This is a genomic window from Burkholderia sp. E168m22, from assembly GCF_001319805.1.
Taxonomy (GTDB): Bacteria; Pseudomonadota; Gammaproteobacteria; order Burkholderiales; family Burkholderiaceae; genus Burkholderia; species Burkholderia orbicola.
Genome location: NZ_BBSK01000155.1, coordinates 21,644 through 43,530, shown reverse-complemented (window position 1 = coordinate 43,530; position 21,887 = coordinate 21,644). Strand labels below are relative to the sequence as shown.

19 protein-coding genes and 1 pseudogene are annotated in these 21,887 nt (G+C 68.2%); 13 read left to right on the top strand and 7 right to left on the bottom strand.

Annotation, left to right across the window (positions count from 1 at the left end; genetic code table 11):
• Nucleotides 1–56: 56 nt before the first annotated feature.
• The 4 genes from AP428_RS34070 to AP428_RS34055 all read left to right on the top strand — a co-directional run bounded on the left by AP428_RS34070 (nucleotide 57) and on the right by AP428_RS34055 (nucleotide 5,372).
• Nucleotides 57–878, top strand: coding sequence for an alpha/beta fold hydrolase (locus AP428_RS34070; protein WP_011545661.1), 822 nt, complete (start codon nucleotides 57–59; stop codon nucleotides 876–878).
• A 446-nt stretch (nucleotides 879–1,324) separates the two neighbouring features.
• Nucleotides 1,325–3,130 carry a winged helix-turn-helix domain-containing protein gene (locus tag AP428_RS34065; RefSeq protein ID WP_011545660.1) on the top strand — a complete coding sequence of 602 codons (1,806 nt, stop codon included), beginning with the start codon at nucleotides 1,325–1,327 and terminating at the stop codon, nucleotides 3,128–3,130.
• 229 nt (nucleotides 3,131–3,359) lie between these two features.
• Nucleotides 3,360–3,779 (top strand): DoxX family protein, encoded by a 420-nt coding sequence (locus AP428_RS34060; RefSeq protein WP_011545659.1) that lies wholly within the window; start codon nucleotides 3,360–3,362, stop codon nucleotides 3,777–3,779.
• A gap of 111 nt (nucleotides 3,780–3,890) precedes the next feature.
• Nucleotides 3,891–5,372, top strand: a complete 1,482-nt coding sequence (locus AP428_RS34055) for a mechanosensitive ion channel family protein (RefSeq protein ID WP_011545658.1) — start codon at nucleotides 3,891–3,893, stop codon at nucleotides 5,370–5,372.
• A 48-nt stretch (nucleotides 5,373–5,420) separates the two neighbouring features.
• On the opposite strand, the gene AP428_RS34050 is transcribed toward AP428_RS34055, so the two are convergent.
• On the bottom strand, nucleotides 5,421–6,329 hold the full coding sequence (locus tag AP428_RS34050; RefSeq protein WP_006481353.1) for a LysR family transcriptional regulator: 909 nt from the start codon (nucleotides 6,327–6,329) through the stop codon (nucleotides 5,421–5,423).
• A gap of 122 nt (nucleotides 6,330–6,451) precedes the next feature.
• Here AP428_RS34050 and AP428_RS34045 point away from each other — a divergent pair, with 122 nt between their 5' ends.
• On the top strand, nucleotides 6,452–7,357 hold the full coding sequence (locus tag AP428_RS34045) for an AraC family transcriptional regulator (RefSeq protein WP_011545657.1): 906 nt from the start codon (nucleotides 6,452–6,454) through the stop codon (nucleotides 7,355–7,357).
• A 101-nt stretch (nucleotides 7,358–7,458) separates the two neighbouring features.
• Nucleotides 7,459–8,622 (top strand): aldose epimerase family protein, encoded by a 1,164-nt coding sequence (locus tag AP428_RS34040; protein WP_011545656.1) that lies wholly within the window; start codon nucleotides 7,459–7,461, stop codon nucleotides 8,620–8,622.
• Between the two features lie 27 nt (nucleotides 8,623–8,649).
• Here the strand turns inward: AP428_RS34040 and AP428_RS34035 are convergent, their stop codons facing one another.
• On the bottom strand, nucleotides 8,650–9,510 hold the full coding sequence (locus AP428_RS34035) for a PhzF family phenazine biosynthesis protein (RefSeq protein ID WP_011545655.1): 861 nt from the start codon (nucleotides 9,508–9,510) through the stop codon (nucleotides 8,650–8,652).
• A 16-nt stretch (nucleotides 9,511–9,526) separates the two neighbouring features.
• Entirely contained in the window at nucleotides 9,527–10,345 is an 819-nt protein-coding gene (locus tag AP428_RS34030) for a TrmB family transcriptional regulator (protein WP_011545654.1), read from the bottom strand.
• 134 nt (nucleotides 10,346–10,479) lie between these two features.
• Here AP428_RS34030 and AP428_RS34025 point away from each other — a divergent pair, with 134 nt between their 5' ends.
• From AP428_RS34025 to AP428_RS37730, 3 genes are read left to right on the top strand one after another with little or no spacing between them, the layout of a single operon-like run.
• The gene (locus AP428_RS34025) at nucleotides 10,480–10,845 is read left to right on the top strand and encodes a RidA family protein (RefSeq protein WP_011545653.1); all 366 of its coding nucleotides are present in this window, start codon (nucleotides 10,480–10,482) and stop codon (nucleotides 10,843–10,845) included.
• Nucleotides 10,842–12,047 (top strand): MFS transporter, encoded by a 1,206-nt coding sequence (locus AP428_RS34020; RefSeq protein WP_011545652.1) that lies wholly within the window; start codon nucleotides 10,842–10,844, stop codon nucleotides 12,045–12,047. The genes AP428_RS34025 and AP428_RS34020 overlap by 4 nt, the downstream gene beginning before the upstream one ends.
• Before the next feature lie 47 nt (nucleotides 12,048–12,094).
• Complete coding sequence (locus AP428_RS37730; RefSeq protein ID WP_260426933.1) at nucleotides 12,095–12,226, top strand: hypothetical protein; 132 nt, start codon at nucleotides 12,095–12,097, stop codon at nucleotides 12,224–12,226.
• A 41-nt stretch (nucleotides 12,227–12,267) separates the two neighbouring features.
• Here the strand turns inward: AP428_RS37730 and AP428_RS34015 are convergent, their stop codons facing one another.
• Complete coding sequence (locus tag AP428_RS34015) at nucleotides 12,268–13,239, bottom strand: AraC family transcriptional regulator (RefSeq protein ID WP_011545651.1); 972 nt, start codon at nucleotides 13,237–13,239, stop codon at nucleotides 12,268–12,270.
• Nucleotides 13,240–13,333: 94 nt separating this feature from the next.
• Between AP428_RS34015 and AP428_RS34010 the strand changes: the two genes are divergently transcribed.
• Nucleotides 13,334–14,167, top strand: a complete 834-nt coding sequence (locus tag AP428_RS34010) for an oxidoreductase (protein ID WP_011545650.1) — start codon at nucleotides 13,334–13,336, stop codon at nucleotides 14,165–14,167.
• Nucleotides 14,168–14,310: 143 nt separating this feature from the next.
• Nucleotides 14,311–15,147, top strand: coding sequence for an alpha/beta fold hydrolase (locus AP428_RS34005; RefSeq protein ID WP_011545649.1), 837 nt, complete (start codon nucleotides 14,311–14,313; stop codon nucleotides 15,145–15,147).
• A 96-nt stretch (nucleotides 15,148–15,243) separates the two neighbouring features.
• On the opposite strand, the gene AP428_RS34000 is transcribed toward AP428_RS34005, so the two are convergent.
• Nucleotides 15,244–16,164 carry a LysR substrate-binding domain-containing protein gene (locus tag AP428_RS34000; protein ID WP_011545648.1) on the bottom strand — a complete coding sequence of 307 codons (921 nt, stop codon included), beginning with the start codon at nucleotides 16,162–16,164 and terminating at the stop codon, nucleotides 15,244–15,246.
• Nucleotides 16,165–16,330: 166 nt separating this feature from the next.
• On the opposite strand from AP428_RS34000, the gene AP428_RS33995 reads away from it, so the two are divergent.
• On the top strand, nucleotides 16,331–16,981 hold the full coding sequence (locus AP428_RS33995) for a LysE family translocator (RefSeq protein WP_011545647.1): 651 nt from the start codon (nucleotides 16,331–16,333) through the stop codon (nucleotides 16,979–16,981).
• 37 nt (nucleotides 16,982–17,018) lie between these two features.
• On the opposite strand, the pseudogene AP428_RS33990 reads toward AP428_RS33995, so the two are convergent.
• Nucleotides 17,019–17,725, bottom strand: a pseudogene (locus AP428_RS33990) (DUF3142 domain-containing protein).
• A 7-nt stretch (nucleotides 17,726–17,732) separates the two neighbouring features.
• Nucleotides 17,733–19,901, bottom strand: coding sequence for a hypothetical protein (locus AP428_RS33985; protein WP_011545645.1), 2,169 nt, complete (start codon nucleotides 19,899–19,901; stop codon nucleotides 17,733–17,735).
• A 449-nt stretch (nucleotides 19,902–20,350) separates the two neighbouring features.
• Between AP428_RS33985 and AP428_RS33980 the strand changes: the two genes are divergently transcribed.
• On the top strand, nucleotides 20,351–21,874 hold the full coding sequence (locus AP428_RS33980; RefSeq protein ID WP_011545644.1) for a hypothetical protein: 1,524 nt from the start codon (nucleotides 20,351–20,353) through the stop codon (nucleotides 21,872–21,874).
• The last annotated feature ends 13 nt before the right edge of the window (nucleotides 21,875–21,887 follow it).

Sequence of the window (21,887 nt, the reverse complement as noted above, 5' to 3'; positions counted from 1 at the left end):
GCCGCACGCTTCGGCCGCGTCCGTGGGCGCGGCCTCCCTACTCGAAAGGAACCTTCATGAGCACGTTCACCACCCGCGACGGCGTGTCGATCCACTACAAGGACTGGGGCAGCGGCCGCCCGGTCGTGTTCATTCACGGCTGGCCGCTGAATGCCGACATGTGGGACGTGCAGATGCATCATCTGGCGTCGCACGGCCTGCGCGGCATCGCGTACGACCGGCGCGGCTTCGGGCGGTCCGATCAACCGTGGAGCGGCTACGACTACGACACGCTGGCCGACGATCTCGCGACGCTGCTCGAGACGCTCGACCTGCATGACGTGACGCTCGTCGGCTTTTCGATGGGCGGCGGCGAGGTGGCGCGCTACATCGGCCGGCACGGCACGCGCCGCATCGCGAAGGCGGTGCTGATCGGCTCCGTGACGCCGCTCGTCGCGCGCCGCGACGATCATCCGGAAGGCGTGGACGTCGCGGTATTCGACGGCATTCGCGCGGGTATCGTGGCCGATCGCGCGGCGTTCTTCGACGGCTTCTGGCCGCTCTTTACCGGTTCGAACCGCGACGGTTCGACGGTGTCGCGAGCGGCGCTCGGCTGGACCTCGGTGATGGCGTTGCAGGGCGGGCTGAAGGGCACGCTCGAGTGCGTTCGCGCATTTTCCGAAACCGATTTCCGTGCCGACCTGCAACGGTTCGACGTGCCGACGCGCGTGATTCACGGCGACGACGACCAGACGGCGCCGCTCGCGCTGACCGGCGCCGCGACCGCGAAACGCGTGCCGAATGCGACGCTGAGCGTCTATGAAGGCGGCCCGCATGCGCTGTACCTGACGCATGCGGCCCGGCTGAACGACGAATTGCTGGCGTTCGCGCAGGACTGAGCTCCGCGACGCCGACCGGCGGCGGCGCGGGGCACGCGCCGCCCGTTTCGCATGGCGCAGCGCGCCGGAAGCGCACGCAAATGAGCCGACGGATATTCGGCCGGCACGATAGAGGCGCCCGAAAATAAACCGGCCGTGCGAATCGAAAAGAAAATGCGCCGTATTTCTCCGCGCGAAAAACATTTCGTCTGATATATCGAAATCGAATTCATGGACGCATGCACGATTTGCACGTGAAACGTGCGTGGCCTCGCCGTATTTCGGTGCCCGGGCGGTGCTCGGGCGCAAACAGCGCCGCGCGGCGGTATTTTTCGTCATTTCAAAAAATTCGAGCCGTTCATTCTGATAATTTGAATCATTCGACCATGCAAATACCGTAGCATTGATGCGGAACCGGCACCCGATTTCAGTGGGGCGCCGTTGAATGTCACCCTCAAGAAATTCTCATGATCCGGATTGGAACACTTCACGTTTTTCTCGACAGACGTGAAATTCGTTCGAACGGCAAGCTGCTGCGCATCGGCAGCCGCGCATTCGAAATTCTCGAGCTGTTGATTCGGGCGAACGGTGCGCTGGTATCGAAAGACGACATCATGCAGCGCGTATGGCCGCACACCGTGGTGGAGGAAAACAACCTGCAGGTGCACATCGCGTCGCTGCGCAAGGCGCTGGCCGGCGACCGCAACCTGATCGTGACGGTGCCGGGCCGAGGCTATCGGCTGGTCGCCGGGCAGGACGACGGCGATGCGCCCGTGCGTCCCGCGACGTGGCGGCCGTCCGCGGCGCCGAGCACGCTGTTCGGCCGCGAACAGACGGTCGCCGACGTGCTGGCCGCGCTGCAGGGCGCGCGCGTCGTGACGCTGGTCGGCGCGGGCGGCATCGGCAAGACGCGCGTCGCGATCGAAGCGGCGGCGCGCGCCGACGCACGCTTTCCGGAAGGCACCGTATTCGTTTCGCTCGCGACCGTCGCGTGTCCGCGCTTCGTGCCGGACGCGCTGGCCGGCGCGTTCGGCATCACGCAGCCGACCGGGTCGCTGACCCTCGAAGCGGTGCTCGCCAGCGTCGCACGTCGCCGGATGCTGCTCGTGCTCGACAATTGCGAGCACCTGCTCGACGCCGCCGCGCAAATCGCGAGCGCGCTCACCGATGCGGACGACGGGCTGTGCGTGCTCGCGACGAGCCGCGAATCGCTGCGCATCCACGGCGAGCGCGTGTGCCCGGTGCCGCCGCTCGACGTCCCCGACGAAGGTGCCGGTGATCGCGAGGCGATGAATGCCAGCGCGGTGCAGTTGTTCGCGGCGCGGGCCCGCGCGGCCGATCCGCGTTTTCCGCTCGACGCGCGCAGCCTGGCGTTGATGGCGTCGGTCTGCCGTCGGCTCGACGGCCTGCCGCTCGCGATCGAGCTGGCGGCGGCCCGCGCCGCCGTGCTGGGCATCGACGTGCTGGCCGCCCATCTCGACGATCACTTTCGGCTGCTGACCGGCGGTTTTCGCACCGCGTTGCCGCGCCACCAGACGCTGCAGGCGATGTACGACTGGAGCTACCGGTTGCTCGGAGACGCTGAGCGCCTGCTGCTGCGATGGCTCGGCGTGTTTCGCGACGGTTTCTCGATCGAGGCCGTGCGCGAGGTCGTCGGCGCCAACGGGCTGGCCGGCGCCGATCTGCTCGATACGATCGCCGGCCTCGTGTCGAAATCGCTGGTGATCCTCGAAACCGCGCACGGCGTGCCGCGCTACCGGCTGCTGACGACCACGCGGGCCTACGCGCAACAGCAGCTCGACAGTCACGGCGAGGGCGCGGCCGCGGCGCGCGCGCACGCGACCTACTTCCTCGCGTTGTTCCGGCGCGCGGCCCACGATGGCGACGCGCCGGGCAGCGGGCCGGAGGGCGCGACCCGGCTGGATGCGGTCCGGCGCGAGCTCGGCAATCTGCGTGCCGCGCTCGACTGGGCATTTTCGGCGCAGGGCGACGCGGCGCTCGGCATCGCGCTTACGGCCGTCGCGGTGCCGTGCCTGTTCGATCTGTCGCTCGTCGACGAATGTCGCGAGCGCGCGCGCGTCGCGCTCGATGCGATGCGCGACGCGGATGCAACCGGGGTGTCCGACGATGCGCGCGTGCGGGTGCTGGCTGCGTATGCGGCGGCGCTCGCGCATACCGCAGGGTCGACGCAGGTCGTGCACGATGCGTGGTCGGAGGTGCATGCACTCGGATTCGATGCGGCCGAGGCCGAACTGCCGTCGCGCGAGTCGTGACGCCGGCTTCGTGCGCGTCTCCCGTATTTCAGAACGATTCAGCCCGGATACAGGGCGGCGGCGGGCGGCGCGCGTAGATTGCGTGAACGGCGCGTGCCGACACCCCGTCGGCACGCGTGCGCATCGACCACGTGCGCTCGCCGACGTCGCGCGATCCCGCTGAACGCCGGCGCGGCGAAACGCCCGGTGCACGCGTCGCCGTGCATCCCGCTCAACCGACGAACCGCGCATGAAACCTGACCAACCCGACCTTTCCCGGCACGCGACCGATCTCGGCCTGCTGTTCCTGCGCGTCGCCGCCAGCGTGCTGTTGCTCGTCGTGCACGGCTTGCCGAAGATCGTGCATTACACGGCCGAAGCCGCGGCCATCGAAGATCCGTTCCATCTCGGCCGCACGCTGTCGATCCTGTTCGCGATCTTCGCGGAGGTCGTGTGCCCGGTCTTCATGATCGTCGGTCTGTACCCGAGGCTGGCGGCGCTGCCGGTGATGATCGTCACGCTCGTCGCGCTGGTGTTCGTCCACCCCGACTGGCCGCTGCGCGATGCGCAGTTCGCGTGGATGCTGCTGATCCTGTTCGGTACGATCGCGATCGCGGGCGCCGGCCGCTACGTGTTGCCGCTGCCGGGCGTCATGCGCCGGCGCGCCTAGCCGCAGCCAGCGCGTCGGCGGCCCGCACGCCATGTGCCCGACGATTCCGTCCGCGCGGCGACGTACGTGCTGCCGCGCCCATCCTTTCGCGCGCCGCGCGTACGCTCCGACATGTTGAATTTCTCCGATACGGCGCTCTACGGCGCGCCGATCGTGCTGGCCGATCTCGCCGCGTGGCGGCTGGTCGGGCGCGATCGCGCCGTGGCGCGCGCCATCCGGCGCTGTGCGGCGTTCGCCGCGTTGACCGCCGTGCTGTTCGCGACCGGCGTAAGCCCGCTCGCCGTGCCCGCGTCGCTCGGCGGGCTCGACCGGATCGTGGTCCAGGCCGTCTGCATCGCGTGGTGGCTCCAGTGCGCGATCGTGTTCAGCCTGCTGCTCAACCATCTGCTGCTGCCGCATGCGTGGCGCAATCAGCGGCTGTTTCATGACATCGCCGAAGCCATCGTGTTCGGCGCGGCCGCGGTGGCCGCGCTCGGCTACGTGCTCGGCCTGCCGTTGAGCGGCCTGGTCGCGACCTCCGGCGCCGTGGCGGTGATACTCGGCCTCGCGCTCCAGAACACGCTGAACGACGTGTTCTCCGGGCTCGTGCTGAATACCACGCAACCGTTCCGGCTCGACGATACCGTCTCGATCGGCGAGCTCGAAGGGCGCATCGTCGAGAGCAACTGGCGTGCGACGAAGCTGATCGACAACCTCGGCAACCTGGTCGTCGTGCCGAACAGCACCGCGGCGCGCGCGACGATCGTGAATCTCAGCGAACCCGCGGCCCTGCACGGCGTGACGCTCGCGCTCGACCTCGATCCCGCGGTGCGGCCGGCGGTGGCCGTCGGTGCGCTGGAGCGGGCCGCGGCGAGTTCGCTCGACGTGCTCGCGCGCCCCGCGCCGATCGCGGTCGTGAAGGCGTTCCGCGCGAATGCGATCCAGTACGAACTCGTCTGCTACGTCGACGCGCTGCAGAAGAAAATCACCGTGCGCAACGCGCTCTACGATCTCGCGCATCGGCATCTGGCCGCGGCGGGCGTCGCGTGGCGGCCGCTAGCAGGCTCAGCGCCGGCGTCCGTATCGACCTCGCCAGGGCAGCCGGTATCGCGTCGGCTACTGCTGTTGCGCGCGGTCGAATTGTTCGCGCGCGTGGACGACGACGATCTGGCCGTGCTGGCCGATGCGCTGGTCGCGCGTTCGTTCGGCAAGGGCGACGTGATCTATGCGTCGAATGCGGAATCGCGCGTGCTGACGATCGTCGAATCGGGCGTCGCGGCGGTGTTCGTGCCGGGTGCGTCCGGCGATGTCGAAGTCCGGCGGATGGCGCCGGGCGATGCGATCGGGCAGTCCGTCGTGCTCGCCGGCACGCGGCTGCATGCGACCGTTCACGCGGTGACCGCGATGACCGTGCATCAGCTTCGCAGCGAGGATCTGTCGGCACTGATCGCGAGGAAGCCGGCGCTCGGCAGGCTGATGTGCGAGTCGCTCACCGACCATATCGCGACCGAGGAGCGGATGATGATTCCGCCGGTCGAGAAGGCGCACGCGGGGTTCAGCCTGATCGGCTGGCTCGAGAAGGAAATGAAGCGGCTGCACGATTCGCTCGGCTGACGTGCGGCCGGATCGCGAGGGGCGCCGGCATGCCGTGAAACGCGCGCGTCAGTCCGGCGTCGTGAAACGATCGACGAGATCGGGCTGGTCGAGTTGCTCGACCCACCAGTGCAGCGCGCGGCCCGCCTCGTCGCCGCGCCACGCGAGATAGCAGTGCGTGGTATCGCGCATGCCGGTCACCTGGCGCGCGACGAGCTTGCCGTCGGCGATCGCGCGCGCCGCGATGCATTCCGGCAGCGTGCCGACCGCGAGCCCTTCGCATTGCGCTTCCAGCTTCGCGGCCAGCGTCGGTACCGCGAGATACGGCTGGCCCGCATCGATCGCGACCGACTGCGGCTGCAGTTCGCGCGACGTATCGCTGATCACCGCGCCGCGATACTGGACGACCGACGCCATCGCCAGCGGTTCGGGCAGCGCCGCGAGCGGATGGGACGGCGCGACCGCGAACACGTGTTTCAGCGAGCCGATCGGCCGTGCGACGATGCCCGGCAATTCCGGCGGTTCGCCCGCCGCGCCGACGACGAGATCCGCCCGCCGCGAAATCAGCGCATCCCACGCGCCGCCGAGCACTTCCGTCGACAGCCGCAACCGCGTGTCCATCCCGAGCGCGTAGAACCGGTGGACGTACGGCCACAGCGCGTCGAACGGCAGGATTTCGTCGATACAGACGCGGACTTCCGTTTCCCAGCCCTGTTGCGCGCGCAGCGCCTTCATTTCGAGCTGCTCGGCCGCACGCAGCAGGCGCCGGCCTTCCTCGACGACGATGCGGCCCGCATGCGTGAGCTTCGCGCGCCGTCCGCTGCGGTCGAACAGCGCCACGCCGAGATCGCTTTCGAGTTTCTGCACCAGGTAGGTGAGCGCGGACGGGACACGATGCAGCAGTTCCGCTGCTTCGGCAAAGGTGCCGGTGCGGTCGATCGCGTCCAGGGCTTCGAGCGCTTCGAATGACAGCTTCATCGAAAATTCCGGTAGGGGGTGGCTGGCGCATCATACCAGTGCGGGGTGCGGCGCGAGCAGCGTGCGTCGCCGCGATTTGCTAGAGTGATAAGCCTCGTTCATTCAGCTTCCCGCCTCGCCCCATGAGCGCCCCTCAGCCGGATACCGCATCGTCCGATTTCATCCCCGCCGACGTCAGGCAGACCGTCGTCACGCAAGCGTTGCCGAACGGGCAAATCGGTATCGTCCGGCTCAAGACCTTGCGCAGGAACATGGGGCTGACCGCGCCCTATGAACTCGAGAATACGGATCTGATCGTGCTGCAGTTGCACCCGTTCGGCGAGCAGGATCTGTGGCTCGACGGCCGCCCCGCACCGTTCGTTCCGTATGACGCGGGAACCGTGTCGATCTACGATCTCGACCGTCGCTGGGTGGCCGATCTCCAGGGCGCGTTCGATTGCCTGCATTTCCATCTGCCGCGCCACACGCTCGAGGAAACGGTCGACGACCTCGGCGGCCGGCAGCGGCCGCAGCTTTATCTGCCGCCGCATCTGAGCACCCACGATTCGGTCATCCATGCGCTCGGACACGCGCTGCTGCCCGCGCTGGCCCGGCCCGCTGAAGCGTCCCAGATCTTCATCGATCACGTGGGGCTGGCGTTTCAGGCGCACGTCGCGCATCGTTACGGCGGCGTCGGCGAACGGCGGGAAAGGTCGGACGGCAAGCTCACGCCGTCGCAGGCGCGCCGCGCGAAGGAGTTGCTGCTCGCGCACCTCGACGGCAACATCGGCCTGGCCGACGTGGCGAGCGCGTGCGGGCTGTCGCGCGGCCATTTCGTCAAGGCGTTTCATCGAACGACCGGGCTGCCGCCGCATCGCTGGCTCATCGTGCAGCGCGTCGAACGGGCGAAGGAATGGATGCGCGACCCGAACATGCCGTTGAGCATGATCGCCGTTGCGTGCGGCTTCGCCGATCAGAGCCATTTCTCGCGAACGTTTACGCGGTTGACCGGTGTCACGCCTCGTCGGTGGCGCGCGGACCACACGTGATCGTCGCGACGCGGATGCGGGGCGCGGCATGACAACCGCGGCGACGTGCAGGCATGCAACTTGCGCGGCCGCACGGGCCGCACTACTTTGGAGAGATTTCCATGAAACGACGCTGGCCGCGACAACCGATGCTCGTGATGGGTGTGTTCGCAACGTTCGGGCTGCACGCAGCCGTTGCATCGGCGGCGCCCGAAGTCTCGATCAGCCGAGCCGATTACGGGACGACCGCGACCGGGCAGGCGGTGAGCCAGTACACGCTCGCGAACCGGCGCGGCGTGACGCTGAAAGTCATCACGTACGGCGGTATCGTGACCGCGCTCGACGTGCCCGACCGCACCGGGCACGCGGCCGACATCGTGCTCGGCTTCGATTCGCTGCGCGACTACGAGGCGCACAACGGCAACATCCATTTCGGCGCGCTGATCGGCCGGTATGCGAACCGCATCGCGGGCGGGCGCTTCGCGCTCGACGGCAAGACGTGGAAGCTGCCGGTCAACGACGGGCCGAACACGCTGCACGGCGGCCCCGACAGTTTCGACGCGAAGGTCTGGACGGTCACCGGCACGCACAGCGACGCGACCGGTTCGAGCGTCACGCTGCGCTACGTGAGCCCCGACGGCGAGAACGGCTTCCCCGGCACGTTGACGACGGACGTGACCTATACGCTGACCGGCGACAACCAGATCCGCATCGACTACCGCGCCACGACGGACAAGAACACGGTCGTCAACCTGACCAACCACAGCTACTTCAATCTGGCCGGGCAGGCGGGCGGCAGCGTCGAGCGGCAACTGATCGAGATCGCCGCATCGCGCTTCACGCCGACCGACGATACGTCGATTCCGACCGGGCAACTGGCGAGCGTCGCGGGCACGCCGATGGACCTGCGCCAGCCGACGCCGATCGGCGCGCATTTGCGCGATGCGTATCCGCAGCTCGCGATCGCGCATGGCTACGACCAGAACTGGGTGCTCGACCAGGGCGGCCAGCCGGCGCCGGCGTTCGCCGCGCGTGCCTACGACCCGGCGTCGGGGCGTTTCCTCGAGCTGTACACGACGCAGCCGGGGCTGCAGTTCTATACGGCCAACGGGTTGAACGGCAGCGTCGCGGGCAAGGGCGGCACGGTCTACCGGCAAACCGATGCATTCGCGCTGGAAGCCGAGCATTTCCCCGATTCGCCGAATCATCCGGCCTTCCCGTCGACGGCGCTCAAGCCGGGCGAGACGCTGCACGAAGTGACGGTGTGGCGGGTGGGCGCGCGATGAGCGGCGGCGTCGGCGGGCGCGCGGCGATCACACGTTGATCACGCCGCGCCCGAGTTCGATCACGCGCCCGCCGACGCCGATTTTGCCCGCGGCATCGACCGACAAGTGCAGCAGGCAGGGCCGGCCGACGGCTTCGCCTTGCTCGACCCGAAGCGCGGCCGGCAGATCGTGACTGGCCGCAAGCAGCCAGCCGCCCAGGTTCGCACAGGCCGAACCGGTGCCCGGATCTTCCGACACGCCGCCGCCTTGCTTCACGAAGAAGTAGCGGGACACGACCGTCCCCGGGCGTGCGTCGTCGAACGCGAATACGTACGCGGTCCTGCGGCCGAGGCTGCTTGGCGGCCAGATGTCGACGCGTGCGCCGTCGGGCCGCGCGCGCCGCACGGCGGCCGGGTCCTTGAGCGCGACCAGCAACTGGTCGGCGCCGGTATTGACCCACAGCGGCGGCGCGAGCAGATCGTCCTCGGTGAGCCCGAGCAGCGCCGCGACCTGCGCATCGGGCAACGTGCACGGCGCCGTGTTCGGCATGCCGGCGTGCGGCGCGATGAAGGTCCACACGTCGTCGCGCGCGGTGACGTCGACGACGCCGGCCTTGAATTCGAGCGACAGCGCATCGCCGGCATTCAGCCGCTCGCGCACGACGTGCGCGGTGCCGAGCGTCGGATGGCCCGCGAAAGCCATCTCGTAGCCGGGCGTGAAGATCCGCACACGTGCATGTGCCCGATCGGACGGCAGCACGAAGGTCGTCTCGGACAGGTTGAACTGCACGGCCAGCGCCTGCATGGTCGCGTCGTCCATGCCGCGCGCATCGTCGAACACGCACAGCGGATTGCCGCCGAACGTCGATTCGGCGAAGACGTTCAGCAGGCGAAAGGTGTATTGGGTCATCGATATCTCGTCGAGGTCAGCCCCGCTTGTCGGGCGGTGCAAGCATCGCCTGCATGTCGGGATGCTTCAGCACTTTCCGGTATTCCGCCGGACCCATTGCGTCGATCAGTACGCGGCCGCTCACGTCGGCCTTGATGTACTCGACCGCGAGCAGCGCGATGACCGGATTGGTCGTCAGCGTCGCCTGGTCGGGCGACTGATCGCCGAATTCCGCGACCACTGCCTCGGTGTCGTCCGCGACCGCGACGGCCAGCCGCCGTCCGGAGAGCCGAAGTCTCGCGCTGGCGCCGCATTTGGCCATGTCGTAGTGACGCGGCCCGTTGAGCGTGCGCGTGCCGTAGATCGCCACGTGCGTATCGACGCCGCGCGCCGCGGCCGCTTCGAGCAGTGGCCCGAGATCGTCGATCTCTTCGTCCCAGACGCCCGCGAAGATTTCCGTTTTCGCCTGGTCGATCACGCGCACGAAGGCGCTGACGATCGCCTCCCGCCCGCTCAACGACCAGACCAGCCCCGGCTCTTGCCGCACCGGCAGCCGGTCGAGCGCGCCCGCCGCCAGCTCGAGATCCGCGTTGAAACGTGTGCGCAATTCTTCCAGCAGCGAGCGGTGCGGCACGGCGGCATAGCGGACCGGTTCGGAGCGGTTGACGAGCACCGCGCCGCGCGCCTCCAGGCGGCCGAGGGTCTCGTAGACCTTCGATGGCGGCATGCCGGCGCGCCGGCCGACTTCCGCCCCCGTCAACGCGGCTTGGCCGACGAGCGCCGCGTACGCCTGCGCCTCGTATTGCGTGAAGCCAAGCCGGATCAGGGACGTGATCAGTTCCGCGTTTTCGTTCATGTGGATGGACTCGGATGGCCGTGATCAGCATCACGGCGGTGCTTGATTAACTACCGGAGTAGTATAAAATCGATCTCACTTACTACCGAAGTAGTAAGTGAGATTTCCAAACCTTGCCAAGGAGGATCATCAAGATGCGTCAACGGATCAGTACCGGCTCCCCGTGGGAGCCGAAGGTGGGCTATTCGCGTGCCGTGGTCGTCGACAACACGATCTACGTGTCGGGGACGGCCGGCAAAGGCGACGACGTATATGCGCAGACGCGCGATGCGTTGGCGACGCTCGGCAAGGTCCTCGCGGACAGCGGATTCGCGCTGTCGGATGTCGTCCAGAGCCGGCTGGTGGTCGCCGACTTCGACCATTGGGAAGACGCGGCACGTGCGCACGGCGAGATATACGGCGAGATCCGGCCGGCGTTCTCGCTGGTCCATGCGTTGCCGTTCGTCGATCCGGAGATTCGGGTCGAAGTCGAGGCGATCGCGGTCCGGCCCGTCGCATGACGGTCGCCGGCCCGCACGCGTACCTGTCCCGCACCGCGATCGCGATGCTGGCGCTCGCGGCGGGCGTCGCGATCGCCAACGGCTATGCGCTGCAGCCGTCGCTGTCGGCCATTGCCGGCGATTTCGGCGTGCCAGCCGCGCGGATGGCGACACTCGCGTCCGTGACGATGCTCGGCTATCTGGCCGGCCTGGCGCTGCTGGTGCCGCTGGTCGACCGGTTCGGTCCGCGCACGCTCATTCCGGCGCAAATGGGCGTGCTCGCGGCGTTGCTCGCGTGCGCGTCGCTGTCGTCGACGCCGTTCGCGCTCGACGCCTGCTTCCTGCTGGTGGGGGCGGCCACGACGGTCGCGGCGCAATGCAGCGCGGTGGTCGGCAAGCATGCGGAGCCGCAGCGGCGTGGCGGAGCAATGGGGATGGTGTCCGCGGGCATTTCCGCCGGCATCCTGCTGAGCCGTTTCGTCGGCGGGGCGTTGTCGCAATGGTGCGGGTGGCGCGGTGCGCTGCTCGCATTGGCCGGTTGCGTGGCGCTGGCGGCCGTCGGCAGTGGCGTGCTGTTGCCCGGCGGTCGCCCCGAGCGGCGTTCCGGCCACGCAGCCACGATCGGCGCGATTCCGCGGCTGCTGCGCGACAGCGCCGCATTGAGGCGCCGCACCTGTGCCGGCATGCTGTGGTTCTTCGCGTTCAATCTGGTCTGGGTGGGGCTGGCGATTCGTCTGGCCGCGCCGCCGTACAACCTGGGAGCGGCCGAGATCGGCGCATACAGTCTCGCCGGCGTGCTCGGCCTGGGCGTGACGCGCGTGGCCGGCAAGCTCACGGATCGCTTCGGCGATCGAGCGGTGATCGGCGGCGGGCTCGCCGTGGCTGCACTTTCCACGTTGTTGCTTGGCGTCGCGCTCGGTCATCCGGGCTGGCTGGGCGTCGGGCTGGCGTTGTTCGATGCCGGTTGTTTTGCCGCGCAGGTCGCGAATCAGGCCCGTGTCGTGGCGATTCAGCCCGTGCGGGCCGGTGCGTTGAACGCCGCGTACCTGACGCTGTACTACGCAGCCGGCGCAGGCGGCGCCGTGGCGGCAGGCATGCTCGTCGAACGGCTCGGGTGGGGCGCGATGATGCTCGTCGCGGCCGGTGCGGTGACGGTGGCCGCGTGGGTCGGGGCATCCCGTGCGACGGTCGGTGCCGCGGGCGAACCGATGTCGGCCGGTTGAGCCGAGGAAATTGTCGTGTTCCCGTTCGCCGCGCTGGTGAATCGGATTTGCCGCGGCAAGACGCGGACGGCGAACGTGCGGGCGGTTGGTATTGGGCCGATCAGCCGCGGGACATCTGGGGCGTGACCGCGTTCATCCTGAAGTCGCTGGCCGGCCTCGCGCTCGATGCCGCGCGATGAACGCGTGCGTCGCGCGCCCGGTTCGGCGCACGTCAATGACGTCAATGCGACGACACGAACACCGCATCGTCGAACGCCTGCGGAATCGCGAAGCTCGCGCGCATGCGCTGCGTTTCCTTCGCCGGCGTCAAGCCGAACAGGCGCTTGAATTCCCGGCTGAACTGCGACGGGCTCGTATAGCCGACCGCGTAGCCGGCCGCTTCCGCCGTCAGGTCCTGACGCACCATCAACAGCCGCGCCTGATGCAGGCGCGTCGACTTCAGGTACTGCATCGGCGACACCTGCGTGATCGCCTTGAAGTGACTGTGAAAGCTCGGCACGCTCATGCCGGCTTCATCGGCCAGTTGCGACACGTCGAGCGGCCGTGCGTAATCGGTATGAATCATGCGCAACGAGCGCCCGATCCGGCCGAATTGCCCGCGCATCGCCAGTGCGTTGCGCATCGCATTGCCCTGCGCGCCGGTCAGCACGCGGAAATACAGCTCGCGAAGCAGCGCCGGGCCGAGCACCGCGGCGTCGAGCGGCCGCTGCATCGCCTCGACGAAACGCAGCACCGACGCGTGCATCGCGTCATCCATCGGCGTCGACATCATGCTCTTCGGCGCCTGCACGGCTTCCGCGACGCCGGCTCGGTCGATCTGCGCGGCGAGTTCGGCGGCCAGCGTGAAATCGAGGTGCAGGTACAGCGCGAGCAGCGGGCGCTCCGGCGTGGCGTCGGTTTCCATGCTGAACGGCACGGGCACGGAGACGGCCAGGTAATGGTGCTCGTCGTACAAATAGCGCTCGCCGCCGAAGTACCCGCGCTTCGATCCCTGACACACGATCACGATGCCCGGGTCGTACAGCACCGGCGTGCGCGACAGCGCGCGGTTCGAGCGCAGGATGCGCACGCTCGGCAGCGCGGTCAGGTTGTAGCCCTCGTCGGGCGCCAGCGCGCGCAGCAGCGTCATCAGGCGCTTCCGGTCGCGCGGCGACAGTAACGAAGCTCGGGTCGAACGGGGTGTGGTACTCATAGTTTTGTGCAAGAAAATCAGCGGAATCGGGCTTATTCGGCGTCGTTCGTCAGACTAGTATGCATGCTTCAATCGACATTCGGGAGAGGCTCACATGGCATCCGGCAACATCATGCTCATCACCGGCGTCAGCAGCGGGTTCGGCCGTGCGCTGGCCCAGGAAGCGCTGGCCGCCGGTCACACGGTGGTTGGTACGGTGCGCGGCGCGCAGGCGGCGCGCGACTTCGAAGCGTTGTCCCCGCAGGCGGCCGTCGCGCGGGTGCTCGACGTGACCGACTTCGAGCGTATCGACGGCGTCGTCGCGGACATCGAGGCGAACGTCGGGCCCGTCGACGTGCTGGTGAACAACGCGGGTTACGGGCACGAAGGGATCATGGAGGAGGCGCCGCTCGACGAGATGCGCCGGCAGTTCGACGTGAACGTGTTCGGCGCGGTCGCGATGATGAAGGCCGTCGTGCCGTTCATGCGCGAACGCCGGCGCGGCCGCATCCTGAACATCACGTCGATGGGCGGGCACATCACGATGCCGGGCATCGCGTACTACTGCGGCAGCAAGTTCGCGCTGGAGGGCATTTCCGAGACGCTCGGCAAGGAACTCGAACCGTTCGGCATCGCGGTGACGGCCGTCGCGCCAGGTTCGTTCCGCACCGACTGGGCTGGCCGCTCGATGGCGCGCACGCCGCGCTCGATCGCCGACTACGACGCGTTGTTCGATCCGATCCGCCGCGCGCGGGAGGAGAAAAGCGGCAAGCAGCCAGGCGACCCCGCGAAGGCCGCGCGGGCGATGCTCGCCGTGATCGCGGCGGACCATCCGCCCGCGCATCTGCTGCTCGGCAGCGACGCGCTGCGGCTCGTGCGGAACAAGCTGGCGGCGCTGGACGAAGAAATCCGCGCGTGGGAAGCCGTGACGGTGTCGACGGACGGTTGACGGCTGACGCGCGCGGCGTCGTTCGTTTCCTGCCGGTGGATGATCGGCCATCGCATTGCACGATGGCGTCGTGGTTTCACAATAATGGCCGATAATGGCAGCGGCCCGTTCGCCACGTTCATTCACCTCACAGGAGCATCGCGATGCCATACGCCACCACGAAGGACAACGTCGAGATTTTCTACAAGGATTGGGGTCCGAAAGACGCGCAGCCCGTCATGTTCCACCACGGCTGGCCGCTGTCCAGCGACGACTGGGATGCGCAACTGCTGTTCTTCGTCCAGCACGGCTATCGCGTGATCGCGCACGACCGCCGCGGCCATGGCCGCTCGGCGCAGGTCTGGGACGGCCACGACATGGATCATTACGCCGCCGACGCGTTCGCGGTCGTCGAAGCGCTCGACCTGCGCAATGCGGTGCATATCGGGCACTCGACCGGCGGCGGTGAAGTGGCGCGCTACGTCGCGAAGCACGGCGAGCCGGCCGGCCGCGTCGCGAAGGCCGTGCTGGTCAGCGCGGTGCCGCCGCTGATGGTGAAAACCGATTCGAACCCCGAAGGCTTGCCGCTCGAGGTGTTCGACGGCTTCCGCAAGGCGCTCGCCGACAACCGCGCGCAGTTCTTCCTCGACGTGCCGAGCGGCCCGTTCTACGGGTTCAATCGCGAAGGCGCGACCGTGCACCAGGGCGTGATCCGCAACTGGTGGCGGCAGGGGATGGAAGGCAGCGCGAAGGCGCATTACGACGGCATCAAGGCGTTTTCGGAAACGGACCAGACCGAGGACCTGAAGTCGATCTCCGTCCCGACGCTCGTGCTGCATGGCGAAGACGACCAGATCGTACCGATCGCGGATGCCGCGCTGAAATCGATCAAGCTGCTGAAGAATGGCACGCTGAAGACCTACCCGGGCTATTCGCACGGGATGCTGACGGTCAATGCCGACGTGCTCAACGCCGACCTGCTCGCGTTCGTGCGGGGCTGACGGTATCGGCGCCGGCCCGCTGCGGCGGGCGGCGCCATGATCGAAGGCAGGCGATCCGGCCGCGCGTGGAAAAGGACGGATCGCCCGCCGCGTGCTTCACCCCAAATCGACGAAGCGAACGCCCGGATGCGCGAGACGCGGCATCCGGCCGGCCAGGAACGCATGCAACTCGCGTACCTGCGCGGCCTTGGCGGAATCTTCCGGCCATACGAGGTAGTACGCATCGCCGGTGCTCACGGCTGTCTTGAACGGCAGCACGAGCTGCTTCTCGTCGATCGCCGTCGCGCACAGCGCGAGGTCGCCGATCGACATCCCGTGACCGGCGATGGCCGCCGCGATGCCCTGTTCGAGCATGTCGAACACCTGCCCGCGCGTGATGTCCACATTCAGGTCGTGACCGCTGCCGTTGAGCCAGCGGCGCCAGTCGCGCCGGTCGGGCGACGGATGGATCAGCTCGCACGCGGCGGGATTCGCGCGCGCGACCGCGGCGGTGGCCCGCGAGCACACCGGAATCAGCCATTCGTCGAACAGCTTCACGCAATGCGTGCTTTCGCCGAACTTGCCTGCACCGAGCAGGATCGCGCAATCGTAGGATTCGCTGAAAAAATCGACGGTGTCGACATCCATCCACACGCTCGCGATCTGCACCTCGAACGCCGGCCGTGTGCCGCGAAAGGCGGCCAGTGCGTCGAGCAGCCAGCGCATCGTCAGCGTGGACGGCGCCTTGAGCCGCAGCACGTCGCGTTGCGTGCGGAACAGCATGCACGCTTCCTCGACCTGCCGGAACCCGCGCCTGAGGCCGGCCGCGAAGATGTGGGCTTCCGCCGTCACGGTCATTTTTGGCCCGTGCCGGACGAACAGCTTCCGGCCGAAGTAGGCCTCCAGTGTCTTCACGTGCTTGCTGACCGCGCTTTGCGTCAGGCTCAGTTCCTCGGCGGCCAGCGTGAACGAGCCGTTGCGCGCGGCGCTCTCGAACGCGCGGAGCGCATAGACGGGGGGAAGCGGTTTGGCCTTCATCGGTTTCGAGTATGAACAAGACTCATGTCATCAGGCAGGATTTTCCGTTTTCGATCGACAGGCCGGGCGCGTGATACTGCTCGTCACCGCGCTTTTTGTCACATCGTGGCCCCCATGATGCCACCGTGACGGGCACGCCTGCCGACTCATCGAACAACTTTTTGTCATGACACTCCATTACCCGCTGCTGTTTGCCTATCTGGCCGCGATCGTGCTGCTCATCGCGACGCCCGGCCCGGTCGTCATGCTCGTCACGGGCACGGTTGCGCGGCGCGGGTTCCGTCAAGGCGTGCTGACCGCGGTGGGCGCGAATGCGGCGAGCCTCGTGCTGATCGCGGGCGCGATGCTGATGGTGTTCGGCGTCGTGATGGTCAGCGCTCGGCTGCTCGCCGGGCTGCACGTCGCGGGTTGCCTGTTCATCGCGGTGCTCGCGATCCGGACGCTGGTCGGCGAATGGCGCGCCGGTCGCGGGCGCAGTGGCGACGGCACGGCGGCGGGCGAACCGGCGTCACGGCCGCGCGGGTTGCCCGGCGTCGTGCGCGGCTTCCTCGTCGGCATCGCGAATCCGAAGGATGTGCTGTTCTTCGTCGCGTTCTTTCCGCAGTTCGTCGGCATCACGCCCGATTCGCGCGTGAGCCTCGCGATCCTCGCTGCGTTGTGGATCGCGGTCGATTTCACGATCATGACCGGCTACATGGCCGCGATCAACCATCCGGCGATTCATCGGAAGCAGCGGTGGATCTCGGCGTCGTCGGCGCTTGCGCTGCTCGCGATTGCGCTCGCCGGGCTCGGCGGCACGATCGCGAGCGTCGCGTAGCGGGTCGGCGATTGGCGTTACGCTTCGTTGGCGCCCGCTAATCGTTGCGCAGGAACACGACGTAGCCGCGGAACCACGGATTCGACGCGAGATACGGCGGCGCGTCCCACTCGCCGCCCTGGATCACGCCGATGCGAAACGGTAATTGCAGCCGCGCGACGCGCGGCAGGTAGGCCGCGTAGTCGGGGATTGTCCGGCGGCCCTGGTAGGTCTGCACGACCACCTCGTCGACGATGCCCTTGAGCTGGTTGACCTGGTCGGTATCGATGCGGCTGCTCCAGTCGAGCAGCCCCGTGATGCTGAGCCGGCAATCGGCGGGCAAGGTTTCGCGCAGCGTGCGCAGGAATGCGAGGTAATCCTGCAGGTGGCGCGTGCCCGCATCGAAATCGATCTGGATGCCGGCGATCGTGCGGCCCGACGCACGCCAGCGTGCGAGCTGCGCGAGCATGATCTGCGTGACGCGCGGGGTCCAGCGCAGCGTATGCGCACGATAGACGAGCCACACGCGCGCGTCGGGCGCGGGCGGCAGCGCGACGCCCTGCGCGATCACGCGCACCTGCGACTCGTCCGCGGCGACGCTTCGATCTGACCTTGCAGCACGTAGACGATGCGCGCACCGTGCACGACCGCCTGCGGCTTTACGCCGGCCCATAGCCAGAATGCGTCGTACCGCGCGGCGTCGACGGTGCCGCCCAGCGCGACGCGCGCGGCCAGCAGCAGCGCGACGCACGCGATGCGCTTCATGCGGCGCTTACCAGTAGTAGCGGAGCTTCTGCGCCCACGGGCTACCTGGATAGGCGGTCTTCAGCGTGTCGAACCAGCGCTTGCGCGTGCTCTTCGGCACCTCCTTGCCGCCGCATTCGTTGGAGCCGCCCGGCGCGTAGCACTTGATCGCGCGATAGAACGCGTACGCGCGGTCGTTCGGGTTCGCCTGCGTATCGGCCATCACCGTCACGTAGCTCGACATCCGTTCGTACGGCTTGCCCGCGAACTGCGACGGCGCCGCGCCGAGCGTCGGCGGCACGCGCGTGGCGGCCGTGCTCGACGCGTTGCGGACCCACGACGGCACCGGTTCGGTTTCGAGGCCGTACGCGGGCGGATGAAGGCGCACGAAATCGGCGAGGCAGTTCAGCCCTTTCGGATCGGCGGGATTCTGCTGCAGCGTCGCGGCGATGTCGCGCGCCGACAGGCACGTGTAGCCGTCCTCGTTTTTCGCGGCGGCTGCGACGAACGGCTTCAATGGATCGGCGGGCGCGCCGGGCACCAGTGCGGTATCGGCGATGAAATCCGCGTAGTGCGAACGCGTGAGCTCCTTGTACAGCAGCGTGTACAGCGCGGTATCGCGCAGCGCGCCGCTCGTCGCCTGATTCTGCGCCTGCGCGCGCAGCAGCTCGGCATTGGCCGCGCGCTGCAGCAACACCGCGCGGATCGCGACGTTCCGCACGAGCGAATCGTCGGCGAACGCGTCGTTGACGAGCCCGGCCTGCTCCAGGTTGATCGCGAGCGCGAGCTCCAGCATTTCGCGCTGGAAGCGGAACGTCGCGAGCGGGATCAGGTCGCGCCACAGCTGGCGGGCCTTGTCGTTCTGGCCGCTGTCCTCCAGCGCGAACCCGCGCAGCGCCTGCTGGCTCAGCCCGAAGTAGTCGAGCGGCGCGGCGGGCGTTTGCGGCAGCAGGTCGAGGGCGGCGTCCGGCTTGTGCCCGATCTGCACGTACCAGGTCGCGAGCAGGTAGTCGTACAGCGCGGGCGCGTTCGCGAAGCGCGGCTTCTGCGCCTGCAGCTCGTCGAGCGTCATCGGCTTGCGGCTCGCATCGCTGCTGTCCGACGCGCGCATGCGCAGCAGGTCGACGGTGGCGAGCACGGTCGGCGACTGGATCTGGCTTGCGTCGAATTCGGAGCCGAACAGCAGCTTGCTGTCGAGTTCGTTTGCCAGTTGCATCAGCGGCACGTTCGACGTGGCCGGCGACCAGCGCGCGAGCGCACGGCCGTACAGGTCGGCCTGCTGCGTGACGTTCCCGCCGAGCCACGCGACCCGTCGCAGCAGCCCGCTCGCGGACACCGCATAGCGTCCCTTCGGATACACCTTCAGGTAGGTCCGGAACACCGTGTTCGCCGCGTCGAGCGATACCTTCATCACGCGTGCGCGCGTCGGCGTCGGGCTGTCGTTGTCGAATACGTTGGCCTGCGCGGCGTTCAACTGCGCGCGGCCGGCCATGTAGAGGCCGGTTTCCTTCAGCCACGGGTCCGCGCTGTGCGATGCGTTCGCGAAGGCCCGGGTCGCGGTGAGGAAGTCGGCGCGGTAGAACGCGTTCGTGCCGTCGAGGTACGCGGCGAACTGCTGGCCGAGCGGCGACTTGACCGGCGGCTTCGTCCACGCGGCGCTCGCGCCGCCCGCGGCACAGGTCTTCTGCGCGATGTCGGCGCGCGCCGCGCGCAGGCGTGCGGCTTCGTCGGCGGGCAGGCCGCCGGCGCCCCCCAGTGCGGCGTTGAACGCGTCCGCGCCCGCGCTCATGCTGCGGCAGATGCTGCCTTCGCCGTCGGCATACCGGTTCGACGACGCATCGGCCTCCGCTGCGCCGCCGCTCTTGTCGGGCTCCTTCTGGCCGATGTAGATCCATCCGGAGAAATCCATCGGGAACGGCACGACGATCTGGTTGATCCGGTCTTTCGCCGGGATGGTCTTCGGGTCCGGAAACACCTGCGCGACCTTGGCGCTGTCGACCATCATCAGCATCGCGTTGATGCGCGTGTCGTTGGCGGGCGTCAGCATCGGCACGTTGCCGCACGAGTAGGAGGTCTGCCGGAGCGTGTTCGGCACGTAGCAGCCGTCGTCTCCGCTGGCGTGGGCGGCGGGCGTCCAGAGCAGGCTGGCCGCCAGCGCGGCGAACAGGTTTCGGTTCAGCGTCGGGTTTCTTCGCATTTTTCTTGTGCCGGGTAGGGGGCCGCGACGGCCGGTTCTCTCAGGGGGTGTTTTGCCCCGGCGCGTATCGTACCTCACGGGGCGTGACGGCCGGCGGTGCGCAGGGCCGCCAGCCGCGCCGCGGGCCGGCCTCGCGAAACGGAAATCCACTCAGTGTGGACGCAACGCCACCTTGAATCCGGATCGCTTGAATTAAGATGCAGCCGGCAGCGGCGGACGTCCGACGATAGACGACCTGACGGGGGCCGCACTGCACGACGGGGAGGTCTGCCGAAAGCGGCGTTCGCATCGATCCGCGCGACGGAATCGATCATGAGAGGGAGGCGAACGGATGCCGTTTTACATGCCTGTTCAGTAGCATTACTTAACAATTTTAAGGGCGACACGATACGTCGTGTCGGCCAACGGCAGACGAGAGTGCGCCGGACAACGAAAACAAGAGGATTCCGATGAAACCCATTACATGGATGGTCATGGCGGCCGCGCTCGCGCTGACCGCATGCGGCGGCGACGATGTCGCGCCGAACGGCGGCGCGTCGTCATCGTCGTCGACGCCGACGAATCCCGGTTCGCCGTCCGGCTCGACGTCGCCCGGGGGCGGAACGAGCGGCGGGTCGAACGGCAGCCCGACTGGCGGCGGCGCCACGCAGCCGCAGGCCGGCTGGTCGACCGCCGCCGCGGTGGACGGCAAGGGGCCGGAGGGCGCCCCCAGCGTGACTATCGACGCGAGCGGCAATGCGCTCGCCACCTGGATGACCAACGGCCCGACCGGCGCGAACGGCAACGAGATGTGGGGCGCGCGCTATGCCGCAGGTTCGGGCTGGGGCACCGCGACGCGGCTCGACACGGGCGACGGCTCGCATTCGATGAACACGACGAGCTCAAGCCCGTCGCGCGTGGTCGGCAACGCGAGCGGGCAGGCCGTCGCGTTCTGGACCGAATGGATGCCGGGCCCGAACACGTATGCGCTGTGGGCGCGCCCGTACAGCCCGGCCGGCGGCTGGGGCGCGGCGTTCGAAGTCGCGCCGGACGTGACGGGGTCGACCTATTCGGCCGGGATCGACGGCCAGGGCAACGCGCTCGTCGCGTGGACCCAGTCGATCAGCCTGCTCGACACGCGTATCGCATGGACGCGCTACACGCAGTCCGGACAGTGGTCGCCGACGGCGCTGATCCAGATGCCGGTGCAGACCGGGCCGGGCGCGGTGACCGGCGACACCGACAACGTGGGGCCGATGATTTCGGTGCTGTCGTCCGGCCGGGCCGTGCTCGCGTGGCGGCAGACCAACCATACGCACTCGGCGCTGTGGACGGCCACGTACGACGCCGCCAACGGCTGGACCGACGTCAACCAGGCCGTGTCGAACACGAGCCTGTTCACGACGATCATCTCGCCGGTGGCCGGCATGGACGCGAAGGGCAACATCACGCTGCTCTGGGGGCAGCTCGACGTGACGGGCGGGCATATCACTACCACCACGATGTCGCAACGCTACGTGTCCGGCACCGGGTGGCAGCCGTCGCAACCGGTCGCGCCCGCGATCGTCGAGCCGACCGGGTTCATCGCGACGCCGATGCTGGCCGTCAACGAAAACGGCGTGGCCGCCGCGATGTGGGCGGAAGGCGGCGCGGCGCTGCAGGTGAGCGTGTCCGATGCCAGCGGCAACTGGGGGCCGTTGCAGCGGCTGACGGAACACCTGAACGGCGCCGCACTTCAGTACCCGCCGCTCGTGGTCGATGCCGGAGGCAACGTGACGGCTGCGTGGCAGGACACCGGTTTGCCGGGTGCGTCGGCCGTCATCGTGGCCAGCTACCGGAAGGGCGCGTGGAGCGCGTCGACGGTGGCGCCGCAGAGCGCGTCGTGGCCCGCGCTGGCCGTCAACGCGACGGGGGCGATGGCGCTCCTCTGGCAATCGTATGTCGCGACGATCGGCAGCCAGATCCAGGCCAGTTTTTATACGCCGGGCACGTAAGCGCCTCGTATTG

Bases quoted from the DNA above. Each gene is read 5' to 3' on its own strand.
- AP428_RS34065 (WP_011545660.1), top strand. From the start codon at position 1,325: ATGATCCGGATTGGAACACTTCACGTTTTTCTCGACAGACGTGAAATT.
- AP428_RS34035 (WP_011545655.1), bottom strand. From the start codon at position 9,510: ATGACCCAATACACCTTTCGCCTGCTGAACGTCTTCGCCGAATCGACG.
- AP428_RS33985 (WP_011545645.1), bottom strand. From the start codon at position 19,901: ATGCGAAGAAACCCGACGCTGAACCGAAACCTGTTCGCCGCGCTGGCG.
- AP428_RS34070 (WP_011545661.1), top strand. From the start codon at position 57: ATGAGCACGTTCACCACCCGCGACGGCGTGTCGATCCACTACAAGGAC.
- AP428_RS34010 (WP_011545650.1), top strand. From the start codon at position 13,334: ATGGCATCCGGCAACATCATGCTCATCACCGGCGTCAGCAGCGGGTTC.
- AP428_RS34030 (WP_011545654.1), bottom strand. From the start codon at position 10,345: ATGAACGAAAACGCGGAACTGATCACGTCCCTGATCCGGCTTGGCTTC.
- AP428_RS34040 (WP_011545656.1), top strand. From the start codon at position 7,459: ATGAAACGACGCTGGCCGCGACAACCGATGCTCGTGATGGGTGTGTTC.
- AP428_RS34020 (WP_011545652.1), top strand. From the start codon at position 10,842: ATGACGGTCGCCGGCCCGCACGCGTACCTGTCCCGCACCGCGATCGCG.
- AP428_RS34050 (WP_006481353.1), bottom strand. From the start codon at position 6,329: ATGAAGCTGTCATTCGAAGCGCTCGAAGCCCTGGACGCGATCGACCGC.
- AP428_RS34060 (WP_011545659.1), top strand. From the start codon at position 3,360: ATGAAACCTGACCAACCCGACCTTTCCCGGCACGCGACCGATCTCGGC.
- AP428_RS33995 (WP_011545647.1), top strand. From the start codon at position 16,331: ATGACACTCCATTACCCGCTGCTGTTTGCCTATCTGGCCGCGATCGTG.
- AP428_RS34045 (WP_011545657.1), top strand. From the start codon at position 6,452: ATGAGCGCCCCTCAGCCGGATACCGCATCGTCCGATTTCATCCCCGCC.
- AP428_RS34025 (WP_011545653.1), top strand. From the start codon at position 10,480: ATGCGTCAACGGATCAGTACCGGCTCCCCGTGGGAGCCGAAGGTGGGC.
- AP428_RS34000 (WP_011545648.1), bottom strand. From the start codon at position 16,164: ATGAAGGCCAAACCGCTTCCCCCCGTCTATGCGCTCCGCGCGTTCGAG.
- AP428_RS34015 (WP_011545651.1), bottom strand. From the start codon at position 13,239: ATGAGTACCACACCCCGTTCGACCCGAGCTTCGTTACTGTCGCCGCGC.
- AP428_RS34005 (WP_011545649.1), top strand. From the start codon at position 14,311: ATGCCATACGCCACCACGAAGGACAACGTCGAGATTTTCTACAAGGAT.
- AP428_RS33980 (WP_011545644.1), top strand. From the start codon at position 20,351: ATGAAACCCATTACATGGATGGTCATGGCGGCCGCGCTCGCGCTGACC.
- AP428_RS34055 (WP_011545658.1), top strand. From the start codon at position 3,891: ATGTTGAATTTCTCCGATACGGCGCTCTACGGCGCGCCGATCGTGCTG.